This is a genomic window from Rheinheimera baltica DSM 14885 (assembly GCF_000425345.1).
Lineage (GTDB): Bacteria > Pseudomonadota > Gammaproteobacteria > Enterobacterales > Alteromonadaceae > Alishewanella > Alishewanella baltica.
The window spans coordinates 23814-49453 of sequence record NZ_AUDG01000019.1 but is presented as its reverse complement, the minus strand read 5'-3'; the positions used below and the strand labels follow the sequence as shown (position 1 = coordinate 49453).

The 25640-nt window shown below is 44.7% G+C and carries 25 protein-coding genes; 6 read left to right on the top strand and 19 right to left on the bottom strand.

What is annotated here, in order from left to right:
• Positions 1–8 precede the first annotated feature (8 nt).
• The 16 genes from H595_RS0108230 to murJ form a co-directional block, all read right to left on the bottom strand.
• Positions 9–962, bottom strand: a complete 954-nt coding sequence (locus H595_RS0108230; protein WP_027670782.1) for a PilW family protein — start codon at positions 960–962, stop codon at positions 9–11.
• Positions 963–964: 2 nt separating this feature from the next.
• Positions 965–1459 (bottom strand): type IV pilus modification protein PilV, encoded by a 495-nt coding sequence (pilV, locus tag H595_RS23450; RefSeq protein ID WP_051219795.1) that lies wholly within the window; start codon positions 1457–1459, stop codon positions 965–967.
• 80 nt (positions 1460–1539) lie between these two features.
• Positions 1540–1950, bottom strand: a complete 411-nt coding sequence (locus H595_RS0108220; RefSeq protein WP_027670781.1) for a type IV pilin protein — start codon at positions 1948–1950, stop codon at positions 1540–1542.
• 11 nt (positions 1951–1961) lie between these two features.
• On the bottom strand, positions 1962–5375 hold the full coding sequence (locus H595_RS0108215; protein WP_027670780.1) for a pilus assembly protein: 3414 nt from the start codon (positions 5373–5375) through the stop codon (positions 1962–1964).
• A 17-nt stretch (positions 5376–5392) separates the two neighbouring features.
• Positions 5393–5902, bottom strand: a complete 510-nt coding sequence (locus tag H595_RS0108210) for a pilus assembly PilX family protein (RefSeq protein WP_027670779.1) — start codon at positions 5900–5902, stop codon at positions 5393–5395.
• A gap of 1 nt (position 5903) precedes the next feature.
• Positions 5904–6887, bottom strand: coding sequence for a PilW family protein (locus tag H595_RS0108205; RefSeq protein WP_027670778.1), 984 nt, complete (start codon positions 6885–6887; stop codon positions 5904–5906).
• The gene (pilV, locus tag H595_RS0108200) at positions 6884–7306 is read right to left on the bottom strand and encodes a type IV pilus modification protein PilV (RefSeq protein ID WP_051219793.1); all 423 of its coding nucleotides are present in this window, start codon (positions 7304–7306) and stop codon (positions 6884–6886) included. Before pilV (H595_RS0108200) ends, H595_RS0108205 begins: the two co-directional genes overlap by 4 nt.
• Before the next feature lie 3 nt (positions 7307–7309).
• Entirely contained in the window at positions 7310–7876 is a 567-nt protein-coding gene (locus H595_RS0108195; RefSeq protein ID WP_084153535.1) for a GspH/FimT family pseudopilin, read from the bottom strand.
• Positions 7877–7999: 123 nt separating this feature from the next.
• Positions 8000–8710, bottom strand: a complete 711-nt coding sequence (locus tag H595_RS0108190; RefSeq protein WP_027670775.1) for a LytR/AlgR family response regulator transcription factor — start codon at positions 8708–8710, stop codon at positions 8000–8002.
• Between the two features lie 10 nt (positions 8711–8720).
• On the bottom strand, positions 8721–9743 hold the full coding sequence (locus tag H595_RS0108185) for a sensor histidine kinase (RefSeq protein ID WP_051219791.1): 1023 nt from the start codon (positions 9741–9743) through the stop codon (positions 8721–8723).
• An 80-nt stretch (positions 9744–9823) separates the two neighbouring features.
• A complete protein-coding gene (gene ispH / locus H595_RS0108180) occupies positions 9824–10753 on the bottom strand; it encodes a 4-hydroxy-3-methylbut-2-enyl diphosphate reductase (RefSeq protein ID WP_027670773.1) in 930 nt (309 codons plus the stop codon).
• Positions 10754–10755: 2 nt separating this feature from the next.
• Positions 10756–11193: an FKBP-type peptidyl-prolyl cis-trans isomerase gene (gene fkpB / locus H595_RS0108175; protein ID WP_027670772.1), complete on the bottom strand. Its 438-nt coding sequence runs from the start codon at positions 11191–11193 to the stop codon at positions 10756–10758.
• Positions 11190–11678, bottom strand: a complete 489-nt coding sequence (gene lspA, locus H595_RS0108170) for a signal peptidase II (RefSeq protein WP_037054128.1) — start codon at positions 11676–11678, stop codon at positions 11190–11192. Before lspA ends, fkpB begins: the two co-directional genes overlap by 4 nt.
• The gene (ileS, locus tag H595_RS0108165; RefSeq protein WP_027670770.1) at positions 11678–14506 is read right to left on the bottom strand and encodes an isoleucine--tRNA ligase; all 2829 of its coding nucleotides are present in this window, start codon (positions 14504–14506) and stop codon (positions 11678–11680) included. Before ileS ends, lspA begins: the two co-directional genes overlap by 1 nt.
• A complete protein-coding gene (gene ribF, locus H595_RS21895) occupies positions 14503–15486 on the bottom strand; it encodes a bifunctional riboflavin kinase/FAD synthetase (protein WP_338109704.1) in 984 nt (327 codons plus the stop codon). The genes ileS and ribF overlap by 4 nt, the downstream gene beginning before the upstream one ends.
• A 41-nt stretch (positions 15487–15527) precedes the next feature.
• Positions 15528–17102 (bottom strand): murein biosynthesis integral membrane protein MurJ, encoded by a 1575-nt coding sequence (gene murJ / locus H595_RS0108155; protein WP_027670769.1) that lies wholly within the window; start codon positions 17100–17102, stop codon positions 15528–15530.
• A gap of 175 nt (positions 17103–17277) precedes the next feature.
• On the opposite strand from murJ, the gene rpsT reads away from it, so the two are divergent.
• A complete protein-coding gene (gene rpsT / locus H595_RS0108150; RefSeq protein WP_027670768.1) occupies positions 17278–17547 on the top strand; it encodes a 30S ribosomal protein S20 in 270 nt (89 codons plus the stop codon).
• 50 nt (positions 17548–17597) lie between these two features.
• On the opposite strand, the gene H595_RS0108145 is transcribed toward rpsT, so the two are convergent.
• Positions 17598–17903 carry an ArsR/SmtB family transcription factor gene (locus tag H595_RS0108145; RefSeq protein ID WP_027670767.1) on the bottom strand — a complete coding sequence of 102 codons (306 nt, stop codon included), beginning with the start codon at positions 17901–17903 and terminating at the stop codon, positions 17598–17600.
• 257 nt (positions 17904–18160) lie between these two features.
• On the opposite strand from H595_RS0108145, the gene H595_RS0108140 reads away from it, so the two are divergent.
• The 3 genes from H595_RS0108140 (at position 18161) to smrA (ending at position 21022) form a co-directional block, all read left to right on the top strand.
• Positions 18161–19492: a M20/M25/M40 family metallo-hydrolase gene (locus H595_RS0108140; RefSeq protein ID WP_027670766.1), complete on the top strand. Its 1332-nt coding sequence runs from the start codon at positions 18161–18163 to the stop codon at positions 19490–19492.
• 590 nt (positions 19493–20082) lie between these two features.
• Positions 20083–20370 carry a hypothetical protein gene (locus H595_RS0108130; RefSeq protein WP_027670764.1) on the top strand — a complete coding sequence of 96 codons (288 nt, stop codon included), beginning with the start codon at positions 20083–20085 and terminating at the stop codon, positions 20368–20370.
• A gap of 73 nt (positions 20371–20443) precedes the next feature.
• The gene (gene smrA, locus H595_RS0108125) at positions 20444–21022 is read left to right on the top strand and encodes a DNA endonuclease SmrA (protein ID WP_027670763.1); all 579 of its coding nucleotides are present in this window, start codon (positions 20444–20446) and stop codon (positions 21020–21022) included.
• Between the two features lie 314 nt (positions 21023–21336).
• Here smrA and H595_RS0108115 read toward each other — a convergent pair whose 3' ends face one another.
• Entirely contained in the window at positions 21337–21927 is a 591-nt protein-coding gene (locus tag H595_RS0108115; RefSeq protein ID WP_027670762.1) for a GNAT family N-acetyltransferase, read from the bottom strand.
• 1 nt (position 21928) lies between these two features.
• Positions 21929–22849: a 2-hydroxyacid dehydrogenase gene (locus tag H595_RS0108110; protein ID WP_027670761.1), complete on the bottom strand. Its 921-nt coding sequence runs from the start codon at positions 22847–22849 to the stop codon at positions 21929–21931.
• A gap of 88 nt (positions 22850–22937) precedes the next feature.
• Here H595_RS0108110 and H595_RS0108105 point away from each other — a divergent pair, with 88 nt between their 5' ends.
• Both H595_RS0108105 and olsF read left to right on the top strand, forming a co-directional pair.
• Positions 22938–23723 (top strand): UDP-2,3-diacylglucosamine diphosphatase, encoded by a 786-nt coding sequence (locus tag H595_RS0108105; protein WP_027670760.1) that lies wholly within the window; start codon positions 22938–22940, stop codon positions 23721–23723.
• Positions 23724–23815: 92 nt separating this feature from the next.
• Positions 23816–25522, top strand: a complete 1707-nt coding sequence (olsF, locus tag H595_RS0108100; protein ID WP_027670759.1) for a bifunctional ornithine lipid synthase OlsF — start codon at positions 23816–23818, stop codon at positions 25520–25522.
• Positions 25523–25640: the final 118 nt, after the last annotated feature.

Below are 25640 nucleotides of genomic sequence, written 5' to 3'. Positions count from 1 at the left end.
GCGTGCTCCTATAGCGCGTTGTTTTGAAAGAAAATACTGCTGCTAACTAGCATCCGGCGATAGTGATCACCAGGTGCGACAAACTGAAATTGCCCCATATCATATTGCTGTTCATTGACATAGGCAGGATCCGGCTTACGCGCCCGAAGTAGTACATAGTATTTAAGGCTAATGATGTGTACACCTTGCTGTTGCCAGGCGGCTGCAGGCACCTCAGTGGTTGCCAGTTGATAGTTCAGCTGGCCGTCAGCATCGCTATCAATACCAAATTCAAAATGCATTCGTTCGACACCGTCTAAGATAGAGTCAGTGCTAATCACTGCCATACCGGCTTGATTCCTACTCAACCTTTTGCGCATCAACACCGGGATAACATCACCATCTACACGTTGTTGCTGCAAATAAAACACCAGATGCTGATAGGGAAAGTAGTGAAAATGCTCGCTTAATCCTGCGCTATCACTACTAACAAAGCGGCTATGCTGCCATTGAGTTTCAAGATAAAACCGATTCTGTCGCATCTCGGCTATTGGCGTTTGTAAACCAATTAACCGCTTAACTTGCAAAAATTCAGTCTGTGGCAGTGGTTCTGGCAGACAGTTTAGTTGGCGGCCACCATTAACAAACTGCGCATAAAGGGTAACAAAATGTTGATCTTGGCTTGGAAAGCTACCGCTATCCAGTGCTGGTTCCAAACAATCTCCGACTGGCAAGATTGGTAGAGCAAACGTTGTGGCCATAGCGGGTGCTGAACGCCCACCCCAAAAGCCGACATTCGCCAGTTCATTGTGAAATAAACTGATTAACAGTTGTGCGTTTTGCTGCAATTCAGCCAGCTGCTGAGCTTGCCGTGTGGATTTACTAACAGCACTAAAGGCAGTTATCGCCATGCTAAGCAGAATTAACCCCAGCATCATGGCAATAAGTAACTCAGTTAAAGTGAAACCTGATAAGCGCTTCATTGCTACCACCCACCGCCTTCAACAGCTAAAGCACTGCGGCCGGTTGCAGCATAGCAAGACGGTGTATCTTGTGGTGACTGTGCTGAGCGTTGCTGCCAACTCATTTGCAGCAGAAATGAAGCTCCCTGCGACTGCAAACACATTGTCGGATTACTAATATTACCGCCAGCAGTACTTTGAAAACTGCCAAACCAGTTATTAAGTTGGTTAGCACCAATTTGCATGAGATTACATTGGGAAGGGGGTGTACAGTCCGGTGCGGGCGGCAATTCAGAGCTAGGTGTTAACGGTTGACCAATCACATTAGCCAGTTGACGATTGGCCTGTAGTTCACTCAATAGGCTATGGCTTAACGCAACAGCCTGAGTTCGTTGTATTGCATCTTGCAGCTGGCGCAAGCTCATTGTTTGCGCCGCTAACAGCCCCAATAAGGCCACTTTTAAAATCAGCAGCGTTACTAAGACTTCAACAAGACTAAATCCATGTTGTAACCGCATATCCCTATGCTCTTAGCTAATTAAAATTAACTATAAAGTTACAACATTATTTCAAAAGATCAAATTTTCAAATCAATATATTACCAACAACTTCTAACAGCAGTAGCATCAACCCCACCAGCGGCACCCTTTTGACCAGATTGGTTTAAAGTTAACGTGCCGCATTCAGAATCGTTTTGTAATGACGTTGGAGCAGCAGACAAAGTAAATGTTCTTGCTGCATGATTTCCTAATGTGATGGTATAGCGTTGAGATAACTCAGTAATGCATTGGATCGGCGGCAACACAAAACCAGCCGGATTATAGGCCATGTTTTGTGTATATGTGCGTTCAAAAATCTGAGATAACTCTACTAAACATGCCGTTGCTGCAGTTCGATTTGCTTTAATAACATACCGCTGATAAGCAGGTAAAGCGACGCTTGCCAGAATACCAACTATCGCAACAACAACCATTATTTCAATTAATGAGAAGCCCATATTTTTTTTCATACCATACTTCCTCAATTTGACATCTCACGCCAAGATACACGGCCAGCTATCGTACCGGTATTAATATTAATAACTTCTAATGGCTGCACAAAACCTTCTTCACCAACAATTAAAATATCACCCGACATTCCAACAAATTTAACACCACTTGCCACGGTGGTTTCTCCCGAATCAGGGTCTGTTATTGCATCATCGCCATCAAAATTACCATCCTTAGAGATATCAAAATAAGGCACAGTTAACCGGCCTCCCGTAAACGGATTGACCGCCATTACCCAACCATCGCTTGAAGGACTACAGAAATCACTGGTTGGCACTGTGGATGCAACAACTAATCCACTACCCAGGGTGCTGCCTAAATTCACTGAACGCACTTGAGGTTTTTGCACAATACGCTCGCGAGTATCAACCAAATCGATAAACCATCCTCGCTTGGCTGCAAGATCATTCGTCGACACATCTTCGATACTTCTCGCTCCAGAGCCTACATTTGTCATAGTTCGCTCTACTAACTGAGAATCGCGGCTAATAATAGGACTGCCATCTTTTATGCCATACCATGACTGTTGATCAGTATTGATAGGGTCGGCATTTGATAATAGTTTACCTGTACCAAAATAGACCCAAAGCTGACCGGTACCTGGCTCTCGCGCCAATGAAATACCACCTGTTATAGATTGCTTTACACCTGCTCCTGATTTTGCGGTAAATAACGGGGTATTACTATAAGCGATACCATTAGCTGTAGGATCTGCAACGGTTAAATCAAACTTCCAAACATTACCGTGTAAATCGCCGGCAAAAACCCAATCTAAATTACCATCTTCATCAGCATCCCAACCTTCAAGCTGGCCAAATCCATTATCGGTAGCAACACTGTTAGGTAAATCAATTTGCCACAACACTTCACCGTTATTGCTTAAATCTATTACCAGTAAACCACCTTTATTTGAACGCTCGTTATTGTAACCATAGCCAATAATGGCAACCCACTTATTATTCTTCAAGCGTGCTACTAAGGGTTTAGCTGTTGTTACCCCCAAAGCAGAGTAACTTCTGTCCCATAAAACATTGGTTTTTGTGAAGCTAGTTGGCTCAGTGATATCCAGTGCGAATAAACTGTTGCCACCTCGACCCATACTGCCTAACAAGATACTTTTCCAATTACCACTTGAATCCTGAATGTCTGCAACAATAGGAGAGCCATCAACATAATAGCGGTGCACATAATCTGGGTCTGTTAGTTTGTCAATATTTTCCATTGCGGCAACAGGAATGTACGCAAAACGTTCATCTCCAGTAGCGGCATTAAAAGCATGCAGCATACCGTCATTTGCGCCGACATAAACCGTTGGTGCACGAGTTAACCTGTCTTTTCGGAAAGACTCATAACCTGCGCCCCAGCTATATAGTTGATAATTACGATTCGTAATACCTTCGACTAATAATGGCGTAGAATTAGCGATGTCACCCAATATAGAGCCACGATTTCTGAAGTTGCCCCCATTTTTTTGCTCTTTGGATGTTTCACCTCGTAAATAGTCTACTTGATCATCAGTTAAAATTGAGTCGGTAACATTTGCTCCAACAAAAATATCAGCTGTTGTATTGGTTTTACCAAAATATATCTGCCGGCTAGCAGGAACTCGGGTGTCAAGTTTGCTGGCGGCTGACCACGTTTGACTAAACGCATTATTGGTATCTACTGCAACTAAATCACCAGACCAGTCACCACTATTAAAACTGGCGCTAAACAAACCGGCTTCAGACTCCAAAGAGGTTGTTGACCCCGCCAGGTTGGATGCACTTCCTGTTGCTTCAGAAATACTACGCAAAATTCGTTGAAGTGCCTGAGTAAACTCGTCAGGTTTAGAGGCTGCAATAAACTCACCACGCCCGTTTACTGCAGCATGCCATAAGTCGTCTATTTTTTCGCCATTGCCATTACTGGGGTTGGGCCAATTTCCTGGCGCATCTGATTTTGGATCTTTAGTACCTTTAACACCAATTGACACCGCATAAGTTGACATATGCTGCCAAAAAGCAGGGTTTTTGCCACTATTGGCCAAGGGTACATTATTATCGAGGTCTGTACGTAAATCATTTTTCCAATATTTCATGGCAACGTCAGCCAGAGTATTTGAATGGCCATCGTTATAAGGTTCTTCAGCTATATACTGAAAATTATTGTTGGTATTTGTTGGATGTACAAATTCTACCCCATTCGCGTTATCAACATTACCAACACCGGGCGACGCCCCATTGTAATATCCATCGGTTGTTACAATGGCAAAAGACTGTCGACAACTTATTTGATCATCATCAGACGCAGGCCCCCAAGGCCCCGCAGCATCGGTACGAGTGTACTGATCTCCTACCCATTTAACAGCATTACGCAAAGGGGTTCCATTATTCATTGGCACCTTAAACAGCAAATCAAACCAGGTATTTTTATTTCCGTCTGAGAAAGTGCCTTTTTCAATATCGCCCAGTGAAGGCAGTGGAATGGTTAAGGTGTTACTCGCAGTTTTTGAAGCGGCAAGGGTAGTAAAGCCAATACGATAGTCAGCTGTTGCATCGGCAAAGGCAATACTGGTACCGGCTCTGGCAGCAAGGATACGAGAACGATAATACGAAAACCAGTTAGCGAAGTTTTGTTTTTCCTCTGAAATTGAGCGCGTAAAGTTCTCGGTAACTGAATTTCCTAGAGCATCAACCACTGTTCTTTGCCAGCTGAAAGCATCATATTTTCTAGTCCATGAGCCATTACTGCTCATGTTTTTTTCATAAACACGGTTGCCTTGGATACTATAACCTTTGTAATTATCAGGATCGGTAGTACTACCGCTCCCGTCGTAAACAAAAAAGGTCATTGGCCAGTAATTTTTTGAAGAGTTACTTGTACTGCGGCTACTTAAATTAGACTCATGTGAGTACCAGCGATCAAATGACTGCTGCGCAGTTAAATTGATACTGCCAACAGAACTTACGTAGGGGTCCCAAAGCGCATTGGTGGGTGACATATTGCCAAAGCTACTGCCGTCAGCTTTTATCCAAGGTTGATAAGTAACACTTGGATTATAAAATACCTTATTGATTTCAGCTGAACGTTTAATAATGTGGTGAATGTTATCGTCATCAAACTCAGGAATACGGTTGTCAAACCGGTTTAACCCCTGATACATGTTTTCTGGAATAGGAAACAAATACCCAAGAATATTCGAATTTACAAACGCATAATCGTCTGGCATCACTTCCCACTGCATTGAACCAGAATCATCTAACACAAAATAAATATTGGGGGCTACAGCGCTACCTGTTTGTAATGGTGCTTCGGCAATTTCAACAGCCGCGTTTGCTATGTTAATGCCAAGCCCTAAGCCAATCAAAAACGCTAGCTGTACCGATTTAAAAAAAGTTTTCATAATTGACCTCATCGCCATCATATACGGAATATAGATTGCAGCATGACATTCGCACCGCCTGCATCTGTTGTACGAGCAGTGATACGCCAAGTATCGCGTAAACATTCTTCAGGAATTTCTGCCTGGCCAGCATTTGAGCAGCTGTCTATAGCAGTATTAACCCACTGCCCCATATACTCTGCAATATATTCTGCAGTACCAAGTTGGCCGTCATCGGGGCCATCATTACCCCATACCGTATTCACGGCCACCCATCTATCTGCAAGCGTGGGGTCTGGCTGACAGTAAAATCCCGCACGGCCGCCTTCACATAACAAAAAAGGGTTGGCAACATTAACTTGTTGCTGGGCAAACATTAACGTTGCTTCAACAAGCTGATAAGCCAGCTCACGCTCCGTAAGATTGGATGTCATACGCTCTTGTAAAGAACTGTCGCGTATTGATGATACGGCTAACAATGTAATTGCCAGTAATAGTAACAACCCTACAATTAACGCTATGCCTTGCTGTGCTTTAACAGATTTCATATCATTGCATCCTATTTCTGTTAGCAACCATATGGTTCATTGTGTTTAGGTTGTCCGACATCTGTGTACCATTTTCCATTGTTAAGACAACGCGCACACTAATAACAAGCCCCCAACTGGTTGCAGGAACATTATTTGCCGACATCCAAACGCCCGGAGGCGCAGTGCCTTGAAGCACTTCATATTCAAATTGCAAATTATCGACGCCATCTATAATTTCATCTGCCTGTTCAGCCCCATTCACCACAATTGAACGGTATAACGATTTTCCATTGTTTTGGTTCTCTGCTACAAACCAAGCAACTGACTCCAAAGGCATAACCATTGCACCTAAACCAAAGGTTGTAGGTGAGCCAAGAGGCAGCCCTAAAAAACCGCTGGCATTACTGGCAGCGCCTTGCAAATGCCGGACTTGAAACGGAACCGCATTCGCAATATTGGTTATTTCGAACAATGCGGCCTTTGCGCTTGCATCACAAACTAAAGCTAGCTCACCAACCACAAACCCGTTTGCGGCAGGGCTAAGGTTTACGGTAAAGGTGCTACTGGCAACATCGTGGCCAGAAACGGTTACACCATCACCGGTACCGTACATTAGTCTGATTGCATCAGTTCCGGCAAAAGGTGTCATACCAGCGATTTGTGGTAGTGCAGTATCATAACCAAGTACGCCGCCATTCCAAGTTGCCCATGGCGCTGCAGCTACGTTAAATGCAGTGGTTACATTGACCACGTTCGGGTTGTTACCGCAACCAGAAAAGGATGCACTTCGTAAATCACGGGAAAGTAATTGAAAAGACACGCGTGCAGATGTTTGAAGTTGGCTAAGTTGACTATTTATTCTACTGGTTTCTTGATTAGCTAAAAAAATGCCAATGACACCACCCAACAAGATAATACCAAGTACCATGGCAATCATTAACTCTATGAGTGTAAAACCATGGTTTTTATTCAGCCAAGACGAGATATCAGGTTTTCTGTTCATGGTGTTACTCGAAGTGATAAAGAAGAATCTGAACCCAAGGCGATTCGCTCATCGGACCAACTTAAGGTGAGGACATAGGTTGCCGTATCTGCTTGCCAGTCTATTTCAACACAAGCACTGTCGTTATTTAAAGCAGTCCTTACCATGCCAGTCCAAGTGGCTAATGCTGCGTTGTCGCACTCAATATCATAATTCCCTAACCGAGCACTTCGAGCATCTGCTCGCAGCGTTTCGGCTAACATGTCCATTAGAATAACGGCTTGAGAGCGCTCATAAGAACTTTGAACATTTCTTAAACTTGCCGTTTGCAAACCTGCAACCCCCAAAATACCAATTCCAAGCACCAGCATTGCAATTAACACTTCGAGCAACGTAACGCCTTTTTGCCGGTTTAATACACATATCGGACGCATTTTCATCGTTTAAACCTCCGGCTTCGCACAGGTGCCACTATTGGTTAAAAAGCGCTCTATCATAATACGCCCTCCACTGCTAATCTCTACGTCACGCCCATTTGAATCCAGGGCAGAATCCACTACACAAACACGTATAATGCCGTTATACGGTAAGCGGGTATTTGCCGCATTTCTGGCTAACCCCATTGGGGTAAATACAATAGTATCATTTGTCATACCGGTGTCCGAAAGTACATTCAAACTTGAATTTATAATATGACTGGTTCGTAAAACCCCATTTAGAGGGTCAAGCACTAACCATTGCTGCCACGCACCGGATGTAGAGTTGCAAGTAGCACCATCAGTCGTATTACAAAACATAATGTTTCTATTCAACCTTATTGCTTCTGAACGGCTGTAAGTAATTGCAGATAACATTTCATTTGCCTGAGCACTCAAGCGATTAGCAGCAATAAAACGTCCATAAGAAGGGATAGCGATGAAGGCAACGATTCCTACAACAGCCACGGATATCATTAACTCCACTAAGGTAAACCCTTTGTTCAAACTCCTGTTTGTAATATGACTTTTCATTTATATACCACTAGTGTTTTGAGGCTGTAATAGTTTAATTTCACAGGTTAATATATAGAAGCAGATATTGAAAGTACAAGGCTTACTGATTAACGGTAAGTTGTAACGACGAATGGTAAGTTATCACAAAATGACTGCCGCAGATTTAACAGACGACACGGCCCGTCGGCTAACTTTTAACTTTATATCTGTTTGGTTTAGTGTTATCCAATGCTGACCTTCGATTAAGTACAGGCGCTGGATGTAACTGATATTGACCAAATTCTGACGATGAATTCTCAAAAAAAGTTCAGGCTTTAATGTTTCAAGGTGTGCCAAGCTTTGCTCGATCAATGCATCACCATCGCGGTATACCATGCGAACGTATTTGTCTTCAGCGGTGAAATATAAAATATCTTTCATCGCGATTTTACGAGAAACGCCGCCTTGCATAAAAGTAAATTTGGCTTCTTGTTGCTTCTTTTCAATGTGCGCTTTTGTCTGCTTGCCAACACGCTCAAGTGCACTAAGCAACCTTTGTTCCGACACAGGTTTTAACACGTAATCTGCAGGTGATGCCTGATAAGCTTCTAACGCATATTCAGGATGTGCAGTAACGTAAATTAGAGCAGGTGGCGTGGGCAACGCTAGAATGCGCTTGCCTAAGCTAAGCCCGTCTTGCTGCGGCATCTCTATATCAAGTAATAAAACATCTGGCTGTAGAGCACCAACTAATTCAAATGCCTGCTGCGCCGTTTCTGCTTCACCAATGCAGGTGTAGTTTGTATACCCCGCGATTAAACGCTTTAGTCTTGCTCTGGCAAGTGGTTCATCATCGACAATTAAAATTCGCATTTATACTCCGTTAAGACTTTGGAATGACAAGCTTAACCCGATACAACCCTTCACTATTACCGAAGGTTAAACTTGCGCTGCTGCCATATTGCAGCATAAGACGCTGGCGAATGTTATCCAAAGCAATACCATTTCCTCCACTGCTTTTAATGCTTTGATAATATGGATTAGTAATTACTATTGTTAGTGCATTGCGGCTTTCTATAGAAAAGATATTCAGTTTGCCGGCTTCTGTACTATTTTCAATGCCGTATCTAATGGCGTTTTCCAATAATGGCTGAATTGTTAAAGCAGGGATCTGAATAGCGGGTAAGGCATCAGGAATTTGCCAATTAACGTTCATTCGACGCCCAAGCCGCCACTGTTCTAATGACAAATATTGCTTAGCTAATTCCAGTTCAGTCTGCAATGGCACCAGCTTTCCTACATCCAACGCAGCTCGAAACAATGCTGATAACGCCAACAACGATTTTTCCGCGGCATCAGCATCAATATGTGTAAGTTCGGCTACGGTGTTTAGAGTATTGAATAAAAAGTGCGGTTGTATTCTAGCTTGTAACGCGTTTAGTTCTGCATGGGTTTGAGCGTTTAATTGCTCGCTTTTCTCGGCATGCACAATCAAAAACTGCACAGCAACCAAGGCAACAATAAAGGCAACCATCAGGTTTTTCGCCAAAAACTCACTCATTTCATGGTTAATGCTATTAAAAAGCGTGCTGAATAGTGAAAATGCAACTGCGCTAACAATAAGAGTTAGCGTTAAAAAAATACACAAAACCACACTAATTATGCTAATGGGCTTAAGTTGGTTAATCTTATGCCGCGCAGCACATAAACATAGTGTTGTGATAATAGAAATCCAGTGCACAAAAACACTAATGAAACCCAGTCGAGCCCATACGTCGCCATAAACACCCGGGGCAAAAGCCAACACAACAGCAACGGCCTGAGACACCACTAACACCCTGACCATAAACTGGCCATGACATAGAAAAGGAATTTGCAACTTGGGCAAGGAGAGTTGGGTAAGCATTACGCCATTCTTTTTAACAGTTATATCGAAATACTACACCCAACACTTACAAACATGAACACGTTGATGAAATTAACAAATTATCTAAGCTCCGCCGGAATCGCAAAAACCACGTTTTCTTCCCGTCCTGGGTTCTCACTGACGGTTTTACCGCCCCACTGCTGCAACTGTTTCACCACTTGCTGCACTAGTACCTCAGGTGCAGAAGCCCCAGCCGTAACGCCAACCGCCTGCACGCCGTCTAGCCAGTGTTGCTGAATATCATTCGCCGTATCAATTAAATAGGCTTTACAGCCCATCTTATCAGCCAGTTCGCGCAATCGATTTGAGTTGCTGCTGTTTTTAGCTCCCACCACCAATAACAAATCGGCCTTGCTGGCTAAATCACGCACCGCATCCTGACGATTTTGTGTGGCATAACAAATATCGTCTTTGCGTGGCCCTTCAATACCAGGAAAACGTTGACGCAGCGCGTCTATTACATCCGCGGTGTCATCTACTGACAACGTCGTTTGACTGCTAAAACAGAGCTGCTCTGGGTTTTTAACGTGTAATGTGCCTACGTCTTCTGCTGACTCAACCAAGTAAATGCCACCAGCCGGGTTATCATACTGCCCCATGGTGCCTTCAACTTCAGGGTGTCCTGCATGACCAATTAAAATGCATTCAATGCCTTTGCGGCTGGCTCTGGTTACTTCCATATGCACTTTTGTTACTAGCGGGCAGGTTGCGTCAAACACTTTTAATCCGCGTTGCCTGGCGGTTTCGCGGACGGCCTGCGACACACCGTGCGCGCTGAAAATAACAATATTGTCATCTGGCACTTCGGTTAGCTCATCAACAAACACTGCTCCGCGTCGACGCAAACCATCTACAACAAACTTATTGTGTACCACTTCGTGGCGCACATATATTGGCGGTTCGTATAATTCTAACGCACGCTCAACAATGCTAATAGCCCTATCTACCCCGGCACAAAAGCCACGCGGATTCGCTAACAAAATGTCCATATTCAATTTACCTGCACAATTTCAACGCTAAAGGTCAATGTTTGCCCGGCCAAAGGATGGTTAAAATCTATTGTCACTGACTCGCCAACCACTTCGCGCACCAAACCCGGCATTTCAGAACCGTCAGGCATGGTAAAGCCAATAATCGTTCCCGCTTTAGCTGGAGCATCAGCTGAGAACTTACTGCGATCAACATAGTAGATATTGTCAGGGTTTGGCATACCGTAAGCATCTTCTGGCGCCAGCGTGAAGTTTTTTTTGTCTCCCGCTTTTAGGCCAGTGAGCTCAAGTTCAAACGCTGGAGAAATACTCCCATCACCCATTTGCAGCTTAGCAGGCTTATTATGTACCCGGGTACTCTCTGCCGCACTGCCGTCGGATAACTTAATGTCAAAGTGAAAAATAACGCTACTTTTAGCGCCGATTACTACGTCTGTCATTTTTTCACCTCGTTACTACTAAAACTGTCCCAAATCAATAATCCTGCACCAATACAGATAGCTGAGTCAGCTATGTTAAATGCCGGATAGTGCCAGTTCTGATAATAGACATGCAAAAAGTCTATTACGTAACCATAAACGCTGCGATCAATAAGGTTACCAATAGCCCCTGCCAACACTAGGCTAAGCGCTAAATTCAACTTGAGCTGTTCTTTGTTATTACGCGCCAACCATACCGCTAGCACACAACTGATAGCCACTGCTATAAACGTGAAAAACCAACGCTGCCAGCCTCCGGCATCACTTAAAAAAGAGAATGCCGCACCGTAATTCCTGACATAGGTAAAGTTAAAAAACGGCAACAGTTCAATTGACTCAAACAGTTGCATATTGGCGATAACCACTTGCTTTGTCAGTTGGTCAGCCAATACCAGCAACAGCATTAGCCACCATAGTCGCCAGCCTGTATCTTTAAATAGCGTCATTATGCAAAAGCCCGCAATTCGCCATCACCTTCAACATTGTCGATACAACGCAAGCATAAACCCGGATGCGCGGTATTAACGCCAACATCCTGACGATGGTGCCAACAACGTTCACACTTAGCGCCAGCTGAAGCAATTACCTGAACACTTAACCCAGTCAGTTCAGTTTTTACCGCATCTATAGGTGCGTTATCAGTGCTAACATTGGCTGTTGAAGTAATTAATACAAACCGCAACTCGTCGCCTAATTTAGCTAAATTTGCTGCAAGCTGACTAGACGCGTATAACGTCACTTCGGCTTGCAGTGATGCACCAATTTTTTCTTCCCGACGTGCCGCTTCAAGTACTTTGTTTACTTCATCGCGAACCTGCAGCAGTTGCTGCCAAAATGCATCATCAAATTTACCTGCCGGTATGCCGGCAAAACCGCTATACCAAACATCGGTAAAGACAAACTCATCACGCTCACCCGGAAGCGCCTGCCAGATTTCCTGAGCAGTAAAGCTCATAATAGGTGCCATCCAACGCACCATTGCTTGTGCAATGTGATAAAGCGCCGTTTGACAGGAACGACGAGCTAAACCATCAGTGTGCGCAGTGTATTGCCGGTCTTTAATCACATCCAGGTAGAAACTGCCAAGCTCGACCGTACAGAAGTTCATTAGCTTACTGCTGACCTGATGGAACTGGTAATTGTCATAGGCATCAACAATTTCTTGTTGCAATTTGGCTGCACGGCTTACTACCCACAAGTCCAATTCAACCATTTGCTCAAACGGAACAGCATCCGTTGCCGGATTAAAACCGTTCAGGTTTGCAAGTAAAAAACGTGCAGTATTACGAATACGGCGATACTTATCAGCAGCGCGATTTAAAATTTCATCTGATACCGTCATCTCTGAGGTATAGTCAGTGGTTGCCACCCACAAACGCAAGATATCTGCGCCAAGTTTGTTCATTACATCCTGTGGCGACACCACATTACCAAGCGATTTTGACATTTTGCGGCCATCACCATCAACGGTAAAGCCGTGGGTTAACACCTGCTTGTAAGGCGCTTTATGGTTAATGCTTACGCCCGTCATTAATGACGACATAAACCAGCCTCGGTGCTGATCTGAACCTTCCAGATACAAATCGGCCTGCTCGGCACCGCCGAATTCAGCTCGTGCGCCCACGACACAAGCATGGGTAACGCCAGAATCAAACCAAACGTCTAGGGTGTCACTTACCTTAACATATTGTTCTGCATCAGCGCCCAGTAGGGTTTCAGCGGCTAAGTCAAACCAAGCCTGAATACCCTCTTTTTCTACCAACTGTGCAACTTGCTCCATCAACGCAGCAGTATTCGGGTGTAAAGCCCCCGTGTCTTTATCGACAAACAACGCAATAGGGACACCCCAGGTACGCTGCCGTGAAATACACCAGTCCGGGCGCCCGGCAACCATTTTTTCAATACGCTGCTGGCCCCAATCTGGTATCCAACGCGTTTGGCCGATTTGTTCTAAAGATTGACTGCGCAAACCCTGTTTATCCATACTGATAAACCATTGCGGCGTGGCACGAAAGATAATAGGTGTTTTGTGGCGCCAGCAATGAGGATAGCTATGTTTGTAAGCTTTATGCACCAGCAAAGCCCCTGCTGCGTTAAGCGCTTCAACGACAGAGTCATTAGCCTTAAACACGTGCTGACCAGCAAACAGTGGCGTATCAGGTAAATAAACCCCATTCGCACCAACGGGATTAGCCACTTCAAGGTTATACAATTTACCAACGATAAAGTCTTCCTGACCATGGCCGGGCGCAGTGTGTACACAACCTGTACCGGATTCGGTGGTTACATGCTCCCCCATAATCAGTGGCACAGTAAAGTCATACAGCGGATGCCTAACCTGCACCAACTCAAGCGCTATACCTTTAGCAAAACCTAAGGTGTGATAATGTTCAATACCTGCACGCGCCATAACATCTTGTACTAAATCGGTAGCAATAATTAACCGCTCAGCACCGTTTGGCCCTTGCTCTACCTGAACCAGGCTATAATCCAACTTAGCATTTAACGCAATGGCACGGTTGGCGGGTATCGTCCAGGGCGTCGTTGTCCAGATCACCACAGACACCTTGCCATTACCGCGTTTTTCTTCAGGATGGTCAAAGCGGTCTACTGCTGTCTCGTCAACCAAGGCAAAACGCACGTCGATAGCAGGTGAGACTTTATCTTGATATTCCACTTCAGCTTCAGCTAACGCAGAGGCGCAGTCGGTACACCAATGAACCGGCTTAAAGCCTTGTTGTAAGTGACCATTGTCGATGATTTTACCCAACGAACGAATAATATTGGCCTCAAAGTCAAAGTCCATCGTACGGTATGGATTCTGCCAATCACCGAACACACCTAAGCGGATAAAGTCTGTACGCTGAGCATCAATTTGTGTTGCCGCATACTCACGGCATTTTTGTCGAAACTCTGCCGCGGTTAATTTAGTACCCGGTTTGCCATATTTCTTTTCAACGACTAATTCTATTGGCAAACCATGGCAGTCCCAACCTGGCACATAAGGCGCATCAAAGTCTGACAGCGTTTTCGCTTTAACAATAATGTCTTTTAGAATTTTGTTAACTGCATGCCCAATATGGATATTGCCGTTGGCGTATGGCGGGCCGTCATGCAAAATAAAGCTCTTCTTGCCTTTTTTTGCTGCACGGATCTTGCCGTATAAGTCTGCTTCGGTCCATTTTGCCAGCATTTGCGGCTCACGCTGCGCCAGATTGGCGCGCATCGCAAAAGCCGTTTCAGGCAAATTAAGGGTATGCTTGTAGTCGCTCATCCGTTCTGTTCCGTCTTATCAGTAGTTGCGCTTGCTTCAAATAAAGCATTACGCTGAAAAAATAATTTTGCTGCTGTTACGTCCGCAGCAATTTGTTGTTGCAGTGCCTCAAGGCCATCAAAGCGTTGTTCTGGCCGAAGCTTATGCCGCAGCTGTACTTCAATTTGGCTACCGTATAAATCGCCTTTAAAATCGAGCAAATGTGCTTCAAGTTGCTGTCGTTGCCCCTGCACCGTAGGCCGATTGCCAATATTTGCTACGCCATAAAAACGACCAAACACCGTATTTGCCGTTATCGCATATACACCCGCTACAGGCAGCTTACGCCGGTACAAAAACACATTTGCCGTAGGGAAACCCAAGTCACGGCCTAACTTACGGCCATGCCGTACCCGGCCGGTAAGTGAAAATGGCCGGCCTAACATTTGCGTTGCTAACACCAGGTTGTCCTCGGCCAACGCTTGGCGTATTAATGTACTGCTAATACGTTGCTCAGCCATAATCAGGCTGGATGTGTTACACAGCCCAAACTGATGCTGCACTGACGCCAGCGCTAACAGGTCAAAACTACCACTACGGTTTTTACCAAAGCGGAAGTCATCACCAACAATAAGATGTTCAACGCCTAGCTGCTTTAACAACAATTGCTGAATAAATTGCTGTGGCTGTTGTGCTGCAAAAGCGGCTGTAAAATTAACGCACAGCAAACGATCAATACCAAGCTGTGCCAACGCCGTGTACTTTTCGCGAAAACGACTTAATCGCGCAGGCGCCGCTGTACCAGCAAATACCTCAAGTGGTTGCGGCTCAAACAGCATGACACATGAGGGCAGTTGCTTTTGCTTAGCAATAGCAACCACTTTCGCTAATACTGCCTGATGCCCAAGATGCACCCCATCAAAGTTACCAATAGTGAGAACGCAACCGCGGTGCTGAGGCTGAATATTATGTAATCCGCGAATTAACTCCATGCCTGCCATATTTAACTGCTGCTTATAAACCGCGCATTATAACCACTTAATCAATTGCTTTCAGCAACAGAATTGGCTTTAAAATGTTGCAAACGTACACCTAACACCCATAACAGCGCAAAATACGCGACAACTGCCAGCACACACAGTGTACTCAAACGCCAAACCTGAACAGTTAAACTAAGTTGCACCCAATCAGTCAGTGTTGGTGTATACCAATACAGCACCGCGGCCATCAGGCTACTCGCTATCAGCAATTTCAGCAAAAATAGCATGCTAGCTTTACTTAGTTGGTACACCCCAACCTGTTTTAAACCACGATACAATAAAAATGCATTTAAACTGGCAGACATTGCTGTTGCTAACGCCAAACCGACATAGCTTAAAAAAGGCGCTAACATGAGGTTAAATACCATATTCGCCACCATGGCAATAATGCCAATGCGTACCGGCGTTTTTATATCCTGGCGCGCGTAAAAGCCGGGTGCCAGCACTTTTATCAGCATGTAGCTAAGCAAACCGGTGCTGTAGGCAATTAAACTGTACGACACCATTAACACATCATTTTGCGAAAATTCGCCGCGCATAAACAGTAGCGCAATTATCGGCTGCGCCAGCACGATTAAACCTGCCATTGCCGGTATACCAAATAACGCAACAAAGCGCAGAGACCAATCCAGTGTTTGGCTAAAACGCAGGGTATTTTCATTTGCATGGTGACGCGACAAATTTGGCAAAATCACTGTTGCGATAGCAATACCGAATAATCCCAGTGGAAACTCAATTAGGCGGTCAGAGTAATAGAGCCAGCTCACGGCGCCTGTAAGCAAAAACGAAGCGATAACCGTATCTAATAACAAATTGATCTGACTAACTGACACGCCAAATAACGCCGGCAGCATTAATTTGCGTATTTTCACTACGTTGTCATCGCGCCAGCCCCACTTTGGCCACACTAACAAGCCGGCTCTGGCTAAAAACGGTAATTGAAACAACAATTGCACCACACCGCCAATAAATACGCCCCAGGCTAACGCCAGCGCAGGCTCGCTTAACGTTGGCGCCATAAATAAAGCACAGGCAATAATGGCAATGTTCAGGAATACTGGCGTAAAGGCGGCTACTGCAAAACGATTATAGGTATTGAGTACCGCGCCAGACAACGCGACTAAACTAATAAACCAAAGATATGGAAAGGTAATTTTCAGCATCAGGCTGGCCAGCTCGAACTTATGCGCTTCGGGGCCATCATTTAGCCATTCAATAAACCAACCCGTCATAAATAACATGGTAAGAATCGGTGAAGCTATCACGCCAAACAATGTCACTAGGGTCACAATAACCCCCAGGGTTCCGGCTACTTTAGCCAGCAATTCGCGCACAGCATCATCACCGTGTTTGGCTTTAACTTCAGCCAACACCGGCACAAATGCCTGTGAAAAAGCACCTTCGGCAAACAAACGGCGTAAAAAGTTGGGTATCCGATTAGCAAAAAAGAACACGTCAGCCGCAGCGCCAGCACCAATAAAGTTGGCAACTACCACATCCCGCACCAAACCTAATACTCGCGAAATCAATGTCATAGCACTGACGATAAGGCCTGATTTTAATAACTTTGCTGACACTGATATGTCCTTATATAATGAAGTCGCTATTTTGCCTTGTTATGACAACTGATTACCAGTAGGTTCACAGATTAAAATCTGTAACTTTACCGTTAAAGCATTTGACAACGGGCCATTAAATAGGCATATTATGCGGCCTTTGATGGGTCCGGTTTAGTTTTTTAGGAGTGTTACCTTGGCTAACATTAAGTCTGCTAAGAAGCGCGCAATTCAATCAGAAAAACGTCGTCAGCAAAACGCTAGTCAACGTTCAATGATGCGTACTTTCATTAAGAAAACCTACGCGGCGGTATTAACTGCTGACGTAACTGCTTCAACTGAAGCATTCAAGAAAATGGTGCCTGTTCTGGATCGTATGGCCTCTAAAGGTCTGATCCACAAGAACAAAGCAGCACGTCATAAAGCTCGTTTAAATGCACATGTTAAAGCATTAAGCGCAGCTTAAGACACCAGTTACAACAAAAAAGCCGGCTTACGCCGGCTTTTTTGTTGTTGTTAGTTTATCGGATCTGAGCAATACAACTTGTGCAGCAAGGCAATCAACTCTTCTGCTTCTTTACTCTGCAGGCTGTAATATACCGTTTGTGCTGCCTTACGCGTTTTAACCAACTTATGCTTGCGTAATAACGCCAAATGTTGCGACAAAGCAGACTGACTCAATTCAAGCTTTTGATTCATTTCACCTACTGACAACTCACCTTCTAATAAGTGACAAAGAATAAGTAAACGTCGCTCATTCGACACCGCTTTAAGCAACTTCACGGCTTTTGCCGAGTTTTCCAGCATATCTTGTAAATTCATTACGCCTGACTCTGTCTTTCGTGATGCCTAATCTTACCGATTTAAGGACAAATCGACAATATAATCATTCTTATTTAACAAAGAATAACGTTTTAACGACCTGCACACTGAGCGGCCTTACTGCCATACACGTATCCTTAATGACTGAATTCATTCCATCGGACAAATACACACTTCTACCGGTTGTTATTGTAGAACCAAAGTAAAAAGGTGTTAAAGTCATAACTAATTTAGCAATAACGGGACACAGTAAAAAGATGAAATGCTGGCTAACTACTCTTACAGCGGCACTGAGCCTAAATGTCGCGGCAAATGACCTGATATTGGACCACAATCTGGCCTATCAACTAACAGAATCACTCACGGTAGAAGTGGGCCAGCGTCTTGCTGGCAGCGAAGCAGATGCACGTGCCGTCGCCTGGGCTGAGCAAAAATTTAACCAGTTGGGGTATGACAAAGTCTGGACCGAACCGTTCAACATGCAATACTGGGAGCGTGGTCAGGCAAGTTTAACTGTCAGCGCGCCGTTCAAACAAAGTTTGGTCGTCACTGCGCTTGGAGGCTCCATTGCCACTCCAGTTGATGGCATTAACGCGCAAGTTGTCATGTTTGACAGTCTGGAACAACTGAAAGCCGCAGCACCGGCCCAAGTTAAAAACAAAATTGTATTTATTAACAAAGGCATGGGCAAAGATAAGCTCGGCAGTTTTTATGGTGCTGTCGTCGGTGCTCGCGCAACAGGTGCCATTGAAGCAGCCAAACTTGGTGCTAAAGCTATTGTTATTCGCTCGGTTGGAACCAGCATTAATCGTTTTGCCCATACCGGAATGATGCGCTACAGTGATGAAGTAGAACGTATCCCGGCAGCTGCTATATCAGTACCTGACGCGTTGCAACTGGCTAAAATGCTGAAACTTAAACCAGAGATTAGCTTGCAACTTAACATGCAAAACAAATTGCCCGGTACCGTCACCAGCTATAATGTGATTGCCGAGATTACTGGTAGTAAGTACCCGGAAGAAATCGTATTAATTGGTGCTCACCTTGACTCATGGGATGAAGGTACCGGCGCGCTGGATGACGGTGCTGGTGTCGGCATAGTTATGGCCACTGCTGCCCTATTGAAACAACAAGCGCGCCCAGAGCGCACCGTGCGTGTTGTGTTATTTGGTAACGAAGAAGGTGGCTTAATAGGTGCCCGCGCCTATGCCGCCAAGCATGCTGCCAACTTATCTAACCATGTATTTGCTTCTGAATCAGATTTTGGCGCTGGGCTTATCTGGCGGCTAGATACCGGTTTTGGTGAAAAGTCCTTAGCATTTGGTCGAAAACTACAAGAAAAGCTGGCACCTTTTGGAGTAACAATGGGTGATAACACCGCTTCCGGTGGACCAGACATTTCTGTTCTCAAAGCCCAAGGCGTGCCAGTTGTTAGCCTGCAACAGGATGGCACAGATTACTTCGACTATCATCACACACCAAATGACACTCTGGATAAAATCGACCCAGCTAAGCTGCAGCAAAATCTACAAGTTTGGCTAACGACAATAACGACGATAGCCAATAGTCAAATTGATCTGAGAAAATAATTTAGATCCGATGATGCAGTGGTCTGTATCTTTTTACCAAAACAGGCCGCTGATGTTTGCGAGAACTTACACGAAGCATCCACACGTGCATTCCAATTACTAGCATCAACATAGCAAATGGATAAGCGTATGTATTTTCGCTACTAACAAATAGTAACAGTGCAGCCGAGCAATAGCTAAATGGTAGCATTTCATAAAGCCAGAAAGGCAGTACTCCGCCGTATTTCTCATTAGCGTTTTTTACATCTGAACGACGATTATTAGAGCGTAATATCCAAATCACTGCACCTGCGGCTGCGATATAAAGTCCTGGCAATATAGCCAGCCAAGAATCGAACATCAACAGAGTGCCAAGCCTAATCCGACATATGCATAAGGTAACACTTCGTACACTTTTCCAGGCAACATAATCTACCCTCCATGTTTAGCTCCAACTAAGTGTAGAACACTTTTTAACCAGCAGCGCAAGCTTTGATTTAATGCATCAATTTAACTAATCTGAATGCGGTAAAATTACTCAGTTGAGCAAGCTAATTCAGATCAGCATAATGCGCACAAATTTTGGTCAGACAAGCAATTGGAAACGCACCATGGAACATATCGTGTTCGACATTATTAGCTGGATTGGTTTAACAATCTGTATTGGTGCGTTTTTTATTAAAGACGTTTTTTGGCTACGCCTCGCCACTTTAGTAGGATGCAGCCTGCTCTTTGTTTATTACAGCCATATCGCTATTCCACAAGGTGTGATTTCTAATTTATTAGTATTATTAATTAATGCTTATTACTTATTACACTTCGCAAAAGCCCGACGAGCGGAAAAAGCAAGTCAGCAGTCGGCTATTCCGGCTCGTTCGTTGACGACTGAAGCGGAGTAACAGCGGCTTACTTCTTTTGTCTCGTCTTTAAGCGGGTTATAATTATTGACCCGCTAAGATAAGAGTATCCAGAATGCAAAACGATGACATAGACATGTTTCTGCAAGAGATGTCTGGTGTTAAACCTCTGTCACAAGATGAGGTATTGCTGGAGCCAGGTGAATTCAGTCCAACCTTGGCTCAACAAGCCAGACGTAAAGCAGCAGAACAGGAGATGGAATACGACGCTAACTATCTCAGCATGGAATATGTTGACTTAGTCAAACCCGATGAGCCGTTTACCTACAAGAAAGATGGGGTTCAGGATGGCGTTTATCGCAATCTGCGCTTAGGAAAATATCAGCTGGATGCTACGCTAAACTTGCTTGGCAAAACACTGGCCGATGCACGTCGTGAACTCTTTTTCTTCATTGAAGACTGCCACAGACGCGGTATTCGTACCTTATTAATTCATCACGGTATGGGACGAAACAGTAAGCCTCATCCAGCTATTTTACGTAGCTACGTGTTTAAATGGCTACCTCAAATACCGATCGTTTTAGCGTGTAATACGGCGCAAAAACAACATGGCGGTTATTCAGCTATTTATGTACTTTTACAGAAAAATTCTGAACAAAAAAGAGAGAATCGGGAACGACATAGCAAACGCTAGTCACTTAAAACATCAAGGGGCCGGTACCGCGTTCACAGTAAAGACCCCTTGAATTTAGGTCAATCCATTTGACCAGATTCGGTTCCTGCTATCCACACAAAAGGCAGACAGCTTCGGCTTTGGTTAAAAATGCCGATAACGCCATTAAACATACAACAACAGCGATTGCGGTAAAGCCAAAACCACGATTGGACGCTTTACTCATAATAAACCTCAAAACACATTTTATTATTTTATTTAGTAGCTTGGCTTAAATTATCTTAAGCCGGTACAGAGTGTAGTTAAATTGTAATAAAGTTACAATAACTGTATATTTAACCAGCATTTTCAGCATAATACGCCAAAGCTGAATAAACAAAATCTGCCGCAAGCACGCGGCCATCAGTTAACTGCGGTAATGCCTCTTGCGTTGTTTCACTATGGGTCAAAGTAAACCCTGCTCGTTGATAATTTTTTAACGCAGAAGGATGATCCGCAGAACAGGTATGCAGCCATATTTTTGTTGCCTGCCATTGTGCCGCAAGCATCACGGCGGCCTGTGCTAAAGGCTGGCCTAATCCTTGCCCGATAAACTGAGGCAACAAACCAAAAAATTTAATTTCAACACTGCCATCGTCATGCTTTAGCAATTCAACATACCCCGCTGGGGTACCTTTTACCCACAACAGCCAGGTACGTACTTGTTGTTGTGTTAAATACTGCAGCCATTGCTGATAAGTCCAGCTTAGCCGACTAAACCAACGCCAAGGCCCGCCAACGGTGCGAAACATAAATTGATTTAATTCTGGGCTAGCTATTTCTGCCTCTACCAACTGCACCTTGTCAGGCCACGCCACGTGTGAGGGGATATCTGCATCAAACTGCAAAAACCAGGTGGTAATTTCGATTGTATCGTTTGTCGACATATTAATAGCCCCGCTTAATATCTACCAGATTCAGCATCATTTCGCCGCGCATACTACGCCGATAGTTTTCAGCAATCTGTGCCACCGCCGTATTCACGTTTGTCACGGCAGAAACGTGTGGTGTGATCATAATGCCAGCATGCTGCCAAAACGGATGATGCTTGGGCAACGGTTCTTGCCGAAAGACATCAAGACAAGCTGCTTGTAACTGGCCACTATCCAGCGCCTCCAGCAAGGCGTCATCATCGACTATGGCGCCGCGTGCCACATTAATAAATACCGCACCCTCTTTGAGCTGTTGAAAAAACGCTGTATTTATCCGGTTTTCTGTAGCAGGCGTTAATGGCAGTAAACAAATTACAATATCGGCGGTTGCCACTGCAGCAGCTAAGCCATCATCACCAAAATGGCAGACAATGTTGTCTAGCGCTTTGCGGCCTCGAGACCACCCATGAACGCTATAACCCAGTTGAACAAAATGCTGTGCGACGGCAGCACCTAATTCACCCAGCCCTAACACACAAATAGTGCTAAATTTTCTGGGACTTTTCGCTTTCCAAACTCGTTGCAACTGCTGAGCACTAAACTGATCCAACCTTAGCCGATAGTAATTTACCACCCCATCCAGGTAACGCACCATGGTGTCGGTTAGCGTTGGATCTACAATGCGGGCTATGGGCAAGGCTGGCAACTCGGGATCTGACAAGATAGCATCAACGCCCGCACCAAAACATTGAATAGCTTTTAGGTTTTTCATGCAGGCCAGGCTGCCATGTGGCTGCTTCCACACGACGGCAAAATCAACCGTGTCAGGCTCAGCGATTTGGGGCCAGATTTCAATGTGGGTATCGGATAGCAAATTCGCCAAACGCAGGCGTAAGTCATCTAATTTACGATCAGGGATGATCAGGGCAAGGCTCATAGGTCACCAAAACGTCAAAAATGCGTCATACCGTTGACACAGCCAACAGTAATGCTGGAACGGTTCAAAGATAACATGGTACAGACTGATGCTGAACTGCCGCACTATCTTTTTATCTGACGTACATCTGGGCTGTAAAGACTGCCAGGCTGATTATCTGCTTAACTTTCTTGAGCAAGCTAAGGCCGATACCATTTACCTGCTGGGCGATATCGTGGATCTCTGGGCTATGCGTAAACAAGTTCATTGGACATTAAGCCAGAATAAAATTGTGCGTTGTTTGCTGGATAAAGCCGAACAAGGCGTCAAAATCGTGTATATCCCTGGTAACCATGATGAAGCAATGCGGCTTTACGCCGGGAAACGCTTTGGCAATATTCATATTGCACTACGTGGTAGCCATACCACAGCACAAGGCAAAAAATTGCTACTACTTCATGGTGATGAATTTGACAAAGAGGTGAATTTTGGCCGCGCCCAAGCCTGGCTTGGCGATAATCTCTACGATTTGCTGCTATTTTTAAACCGTTGGTATAATCGGCTGCGTCGTCTTACCGGTGGCAGTTATTTTAGTCTTGCCGCTTACATTAAAAGTAAAGTCCCTGGCGCACAAAATGCTATTGCCCGTTATCGCGATGCGGCTATCGCCAAAGCCAAACGTGGGGGTTTTGATGGCGTGGTATGCGGCCATATCCATCACCCCGAAATTCGGCTACAACAGGGTATTATCTATTGTAATGATGGAGACTGGATTGACAGCTGCACGGCCTTAGTTGAACAGTTAGATGGCTGTCTGGCGTTGTATCATTGGACAGAACAAGCCGAGATAATTGCTGGTCTTCCGCTAACGGGTAACAGTAAAAAGGCTGCCTGAAATTTCCACAAACTGCCATAAAAAAGACACCTGACTGTCATACAACACCATTAGCCTGACTGCAGCCTATTGCAGTGCTACCGGAGCTAAGTATGATCAATGTTGAACAAGTGCTTTCACAAAACCTTCCCGGGCTAACCAGCAAGCCCTGGCTTTATAAGCCGGTAAAAGGTGCCTTGCGCCGGTTGTTGCATGAACAGGATTTTATCCACTTTGCTGAACGCTACCCGCATTTACAAGGGTTAGAATTTGTTGAGCAGGTACTGGATTACTTTAATTTTCGCTATGCCGTACGCGATAACGAAATAGAACGCATACCCTCGTCTGGCCGCATCGTTATTATTGCCAATCACCCAATAGGTTCGCTGGACGGCTTAGCCTTACTAAAGCTGGTAAGCGATATTCGGCCAGATGTAAAAGTTGTTGCTAATCAGCTACTCATGGCGCTAAAGCCACTGCACAACTTATTGCTACCGGTAAATAATATGCAGGGGGGTACTGAACGGCGTGCGCTGGATAATATTCAGCAGCATTTAGCCGCAGAAGGCGCATTAGTCTTGTTCCCTTCAGGCGAAGTATCCAGGCTGCGCCCAGATGGCATTCGGGACGGTAAGTGGCATAACGGCTTCCTACGTTTTGCCAGCAATGCTAAAGCACCCATTTTACCCGTATTTATTGATGGCCGAAATTCGGCACTATTCTATGGCGCTTCTATGCTGTACAAGCCGCTGGCAACCATGTTGCTGGTGCAGGAAATGTTTAAGCAGCAGCGCAAAAAACTCGAAATACGTATTGGCGAGCAAATCCCTTATGACGCTTTTGCTAATTTAGCATTGGAAACCCAGGCCAAAGTTAAGTTATTTAAAAAACATTTGTATCGTCTGGCCAAAGATAAGCCGCCGCTTTTTACTACCCAAAGTGCCATTGCTCATCCGGAAGAACGGATAGTGCTTAAAAAAGCGGTAGAGAACTGCGAGTTGCTGGGCGAAACCGCCGACGGTAAACAGATTTATCTTTATCAACATCAGCAAAGCTCTCCTGTTTTAAGGGAGATTGGCCGCCTGAGAGAATTTGCATTTAGAGCCGTGGGCGAAGGCAGTGGGTTACGCCGTGATATCGACCGCTTTGACAGCTACTATGAACAGCTTATTTTATGGGATAAAGATGATCTGGAAATTGTTGGCGCCTACCGTTTTGCTAACACCCGCAATATTATTGCAAAGCACGGTTTAACAGGGCTTTATACCGCATCTTTGTTTCAATTCGACAGCAGTATGAAGCCTTATTTAGATGCGGGGCTAGAGCTTGGACGCAGCTTTGTTCAACCCCGATATTGGGGTAAACGTAGCTTAGAATACTTATGGTATGGCATTGGCGCATACTTAAAGCGTAACCCGGATATACGCTATTTATTTGGTGGCGTGAGTTTGTCACATAGCTATCCGCAGGCAGCACGTGATTTGATGGTGTATTTTTACAGTTTGTACTTTAGTGATCCAAGCTGTGCCGCCGTATCAAAACAGCCTTATCAGCTACCACAGGCGGTACTCACTGAGCTGCAACAACACTTTTGTGGCAATAACTACCTTGGCGATTTTACCCAGTTAAAACATTTACTGGCCAATATGGGCGTTAGCGTGCCCACACTGTATAAACAATACAGTGAGTTATGTGAACCTGGCGGCGTGAAGTTTTTAGCCTTCGGCACGGATCCTGATTTCGCTAACTGCGTTGATGGCTTGGTGCTGGTTGATATGACGATGTTAAAAGCGAATAAAAAAGCACGCTATATCGACTAACCTCCTTCTTCACTTCTATTCTTATAAACCAGCACTGGCAGAAAATACTGCCAGTGCTTTAATGTAAAGGTTACGTAAAGTTCAGTTTCAATTCAGCCCCAGCCCCCTATAAGCTATA

Coding starts and splice junctions, on each gene's coding strand:
- H595_RS0108230 (WP_027670782.1), bottom strand. CDS start 962: ATGAAGCGCTTATCAGGTTTCACTTTAACTGAGTTACTTATTGCCATG.
- olsF (WP_027670759.1), top strand. CDS start 23,816: ATGATCAATGTTGAACAAGTGCTTTCACAAAACCTTCCCGGGCTAACC.
- ispH (WP_027670773.1), bottom strand. CDS start 10,753: ATGGACATTTTGTTAGCGAATCCGCGTGGCTTTTGTGCCGGGGTAGAT.
- H595_RS0108130 (WP_027670764.1), top strand. CDS start 20,083: ATGGAACATATCGTGTTCGACATTATTAGCTGGATTGGTTTAACAATC.
- fkpB (WP_027670772.1), bottom strand. CDS start 11,193: ATGACAGACGTAGTAATCGGCGCTAAAAGTAGCGTTATTTTTCACTTT.
- ribF (WP_338109704.1), bottom strand. CDS start 15,486: ATGGCAGGCATGGAGTTAATTCGCGGATTACATAATATTCAGCCTCAG.
- H595_RS0108220 (WP_027670781.1), bottom strand. CDS start 1,950: ATGAAAAAAAATATGGGCTTCTCATTAATTGAAATAATGGTTGTTGTT.
- H595_RS0108195 (WP_084153535.1), bottom strand. CDS start 7,876: ATGAAAAGTCATATTACAAACAGGAGTTTGAACAAAGGGTTTACCTTA.
- smrA (WP_027670763.1), top strand. CDS start 20,444: ATGCAAAACGATGACATAGACATGTTTCTGCAAGAGATGTCTGGTGTT.
- H595_RS0108215 (WP_027670780.1), bottom strand. CDS start 5,375: ATGAAAACTTTTTTTAAATCGGTACAGCTAGCGTTTTTGATTGGCTTA.
- H595_RS0108115 (WP_027670762.1), bottom strand. CDS start 21,927: ATGTCGACAAACGATACAATCGAAATTACCACCTGGTTTTTGCAGTTT.
- pilV (WP_051219793.1), bottom strand. CDS start 7,306: ATGAAAATGCGTCCGATATGTGTATTAAACCGGCAAAAAGGCGTTACG.
- H595_RS0108110 (WP_027670761.1), bottom strand. CDS start 22,849: ATGAGCCTTGCCCTGATCATCCCTGATCGTAAATTAGATGACTTACGC.
- lspA (WP_037054128.1), bottom strand. CDS start 11,678: ATGACGCTATTTAAAGATACAGGCTGGCGACTATGGTGGCTAATGCTG.
- H595_RS0108185 (WP_051219791.1), bottom strand. CDS start 9,743: ATGCTTACCCAACTCTCCTTGCCCAAGTTGCAAATTCCTTTTCTATGT.
- H595_RS0108145 (WP_027670767.1), bottom strand. CDS start 17,903: ATGAATTTACAAGATATGCTGGAAAACTCGGCAAAAGCCGTGAAGTTG.
- H595_RS0108205 (WP_027670778.1), bottom strand. CDS start 6,887: ATGAACAGAAAACCTGATATCTCGTCTTGGCTGAATAAAAACCATGGT.
- pilV (WP_051219795.1), bottom strand. CDS start 1,459: ATGCGGTTACAACATGGATTTAGTCTTGTTGAAGTCTTAGTAACGCTG.
- H595_RS0108190 (WP_027670775.1), bottom strand. CDS start 8,710: ATGCGAATTTTAATTGTCGATGATGAACCACTTGCCAGAGCAAGACTA.
- H595_RS0108105 (WP_027670760.1), top strand. CDS start 22,938: ATGCTGAACTGCCGCACTATCTTTTTATCTGACGTACATCTGGGCTGT.
- H595_RS0108210 (WP_027670779.1), bottom strand. CDS start 5,902: ATGAAATCTGTTAAAGCACAGCAAGGCATAGCGTTAATTGTAGGGTTG.
- ileS (WP_027670770.1), bottom strand. CDS start 14,506: ATGAGCGACTACAAGCATACCCTTAATTTGCCTGAAACGGCTTTTGCG.
- H595_RS0108140 (WP_027670766.1), top strand. CDS start 18,161: ATGAAATGCTGGCTAACTACTCTTACAGCGGCACTGAGCCTAAATGTC.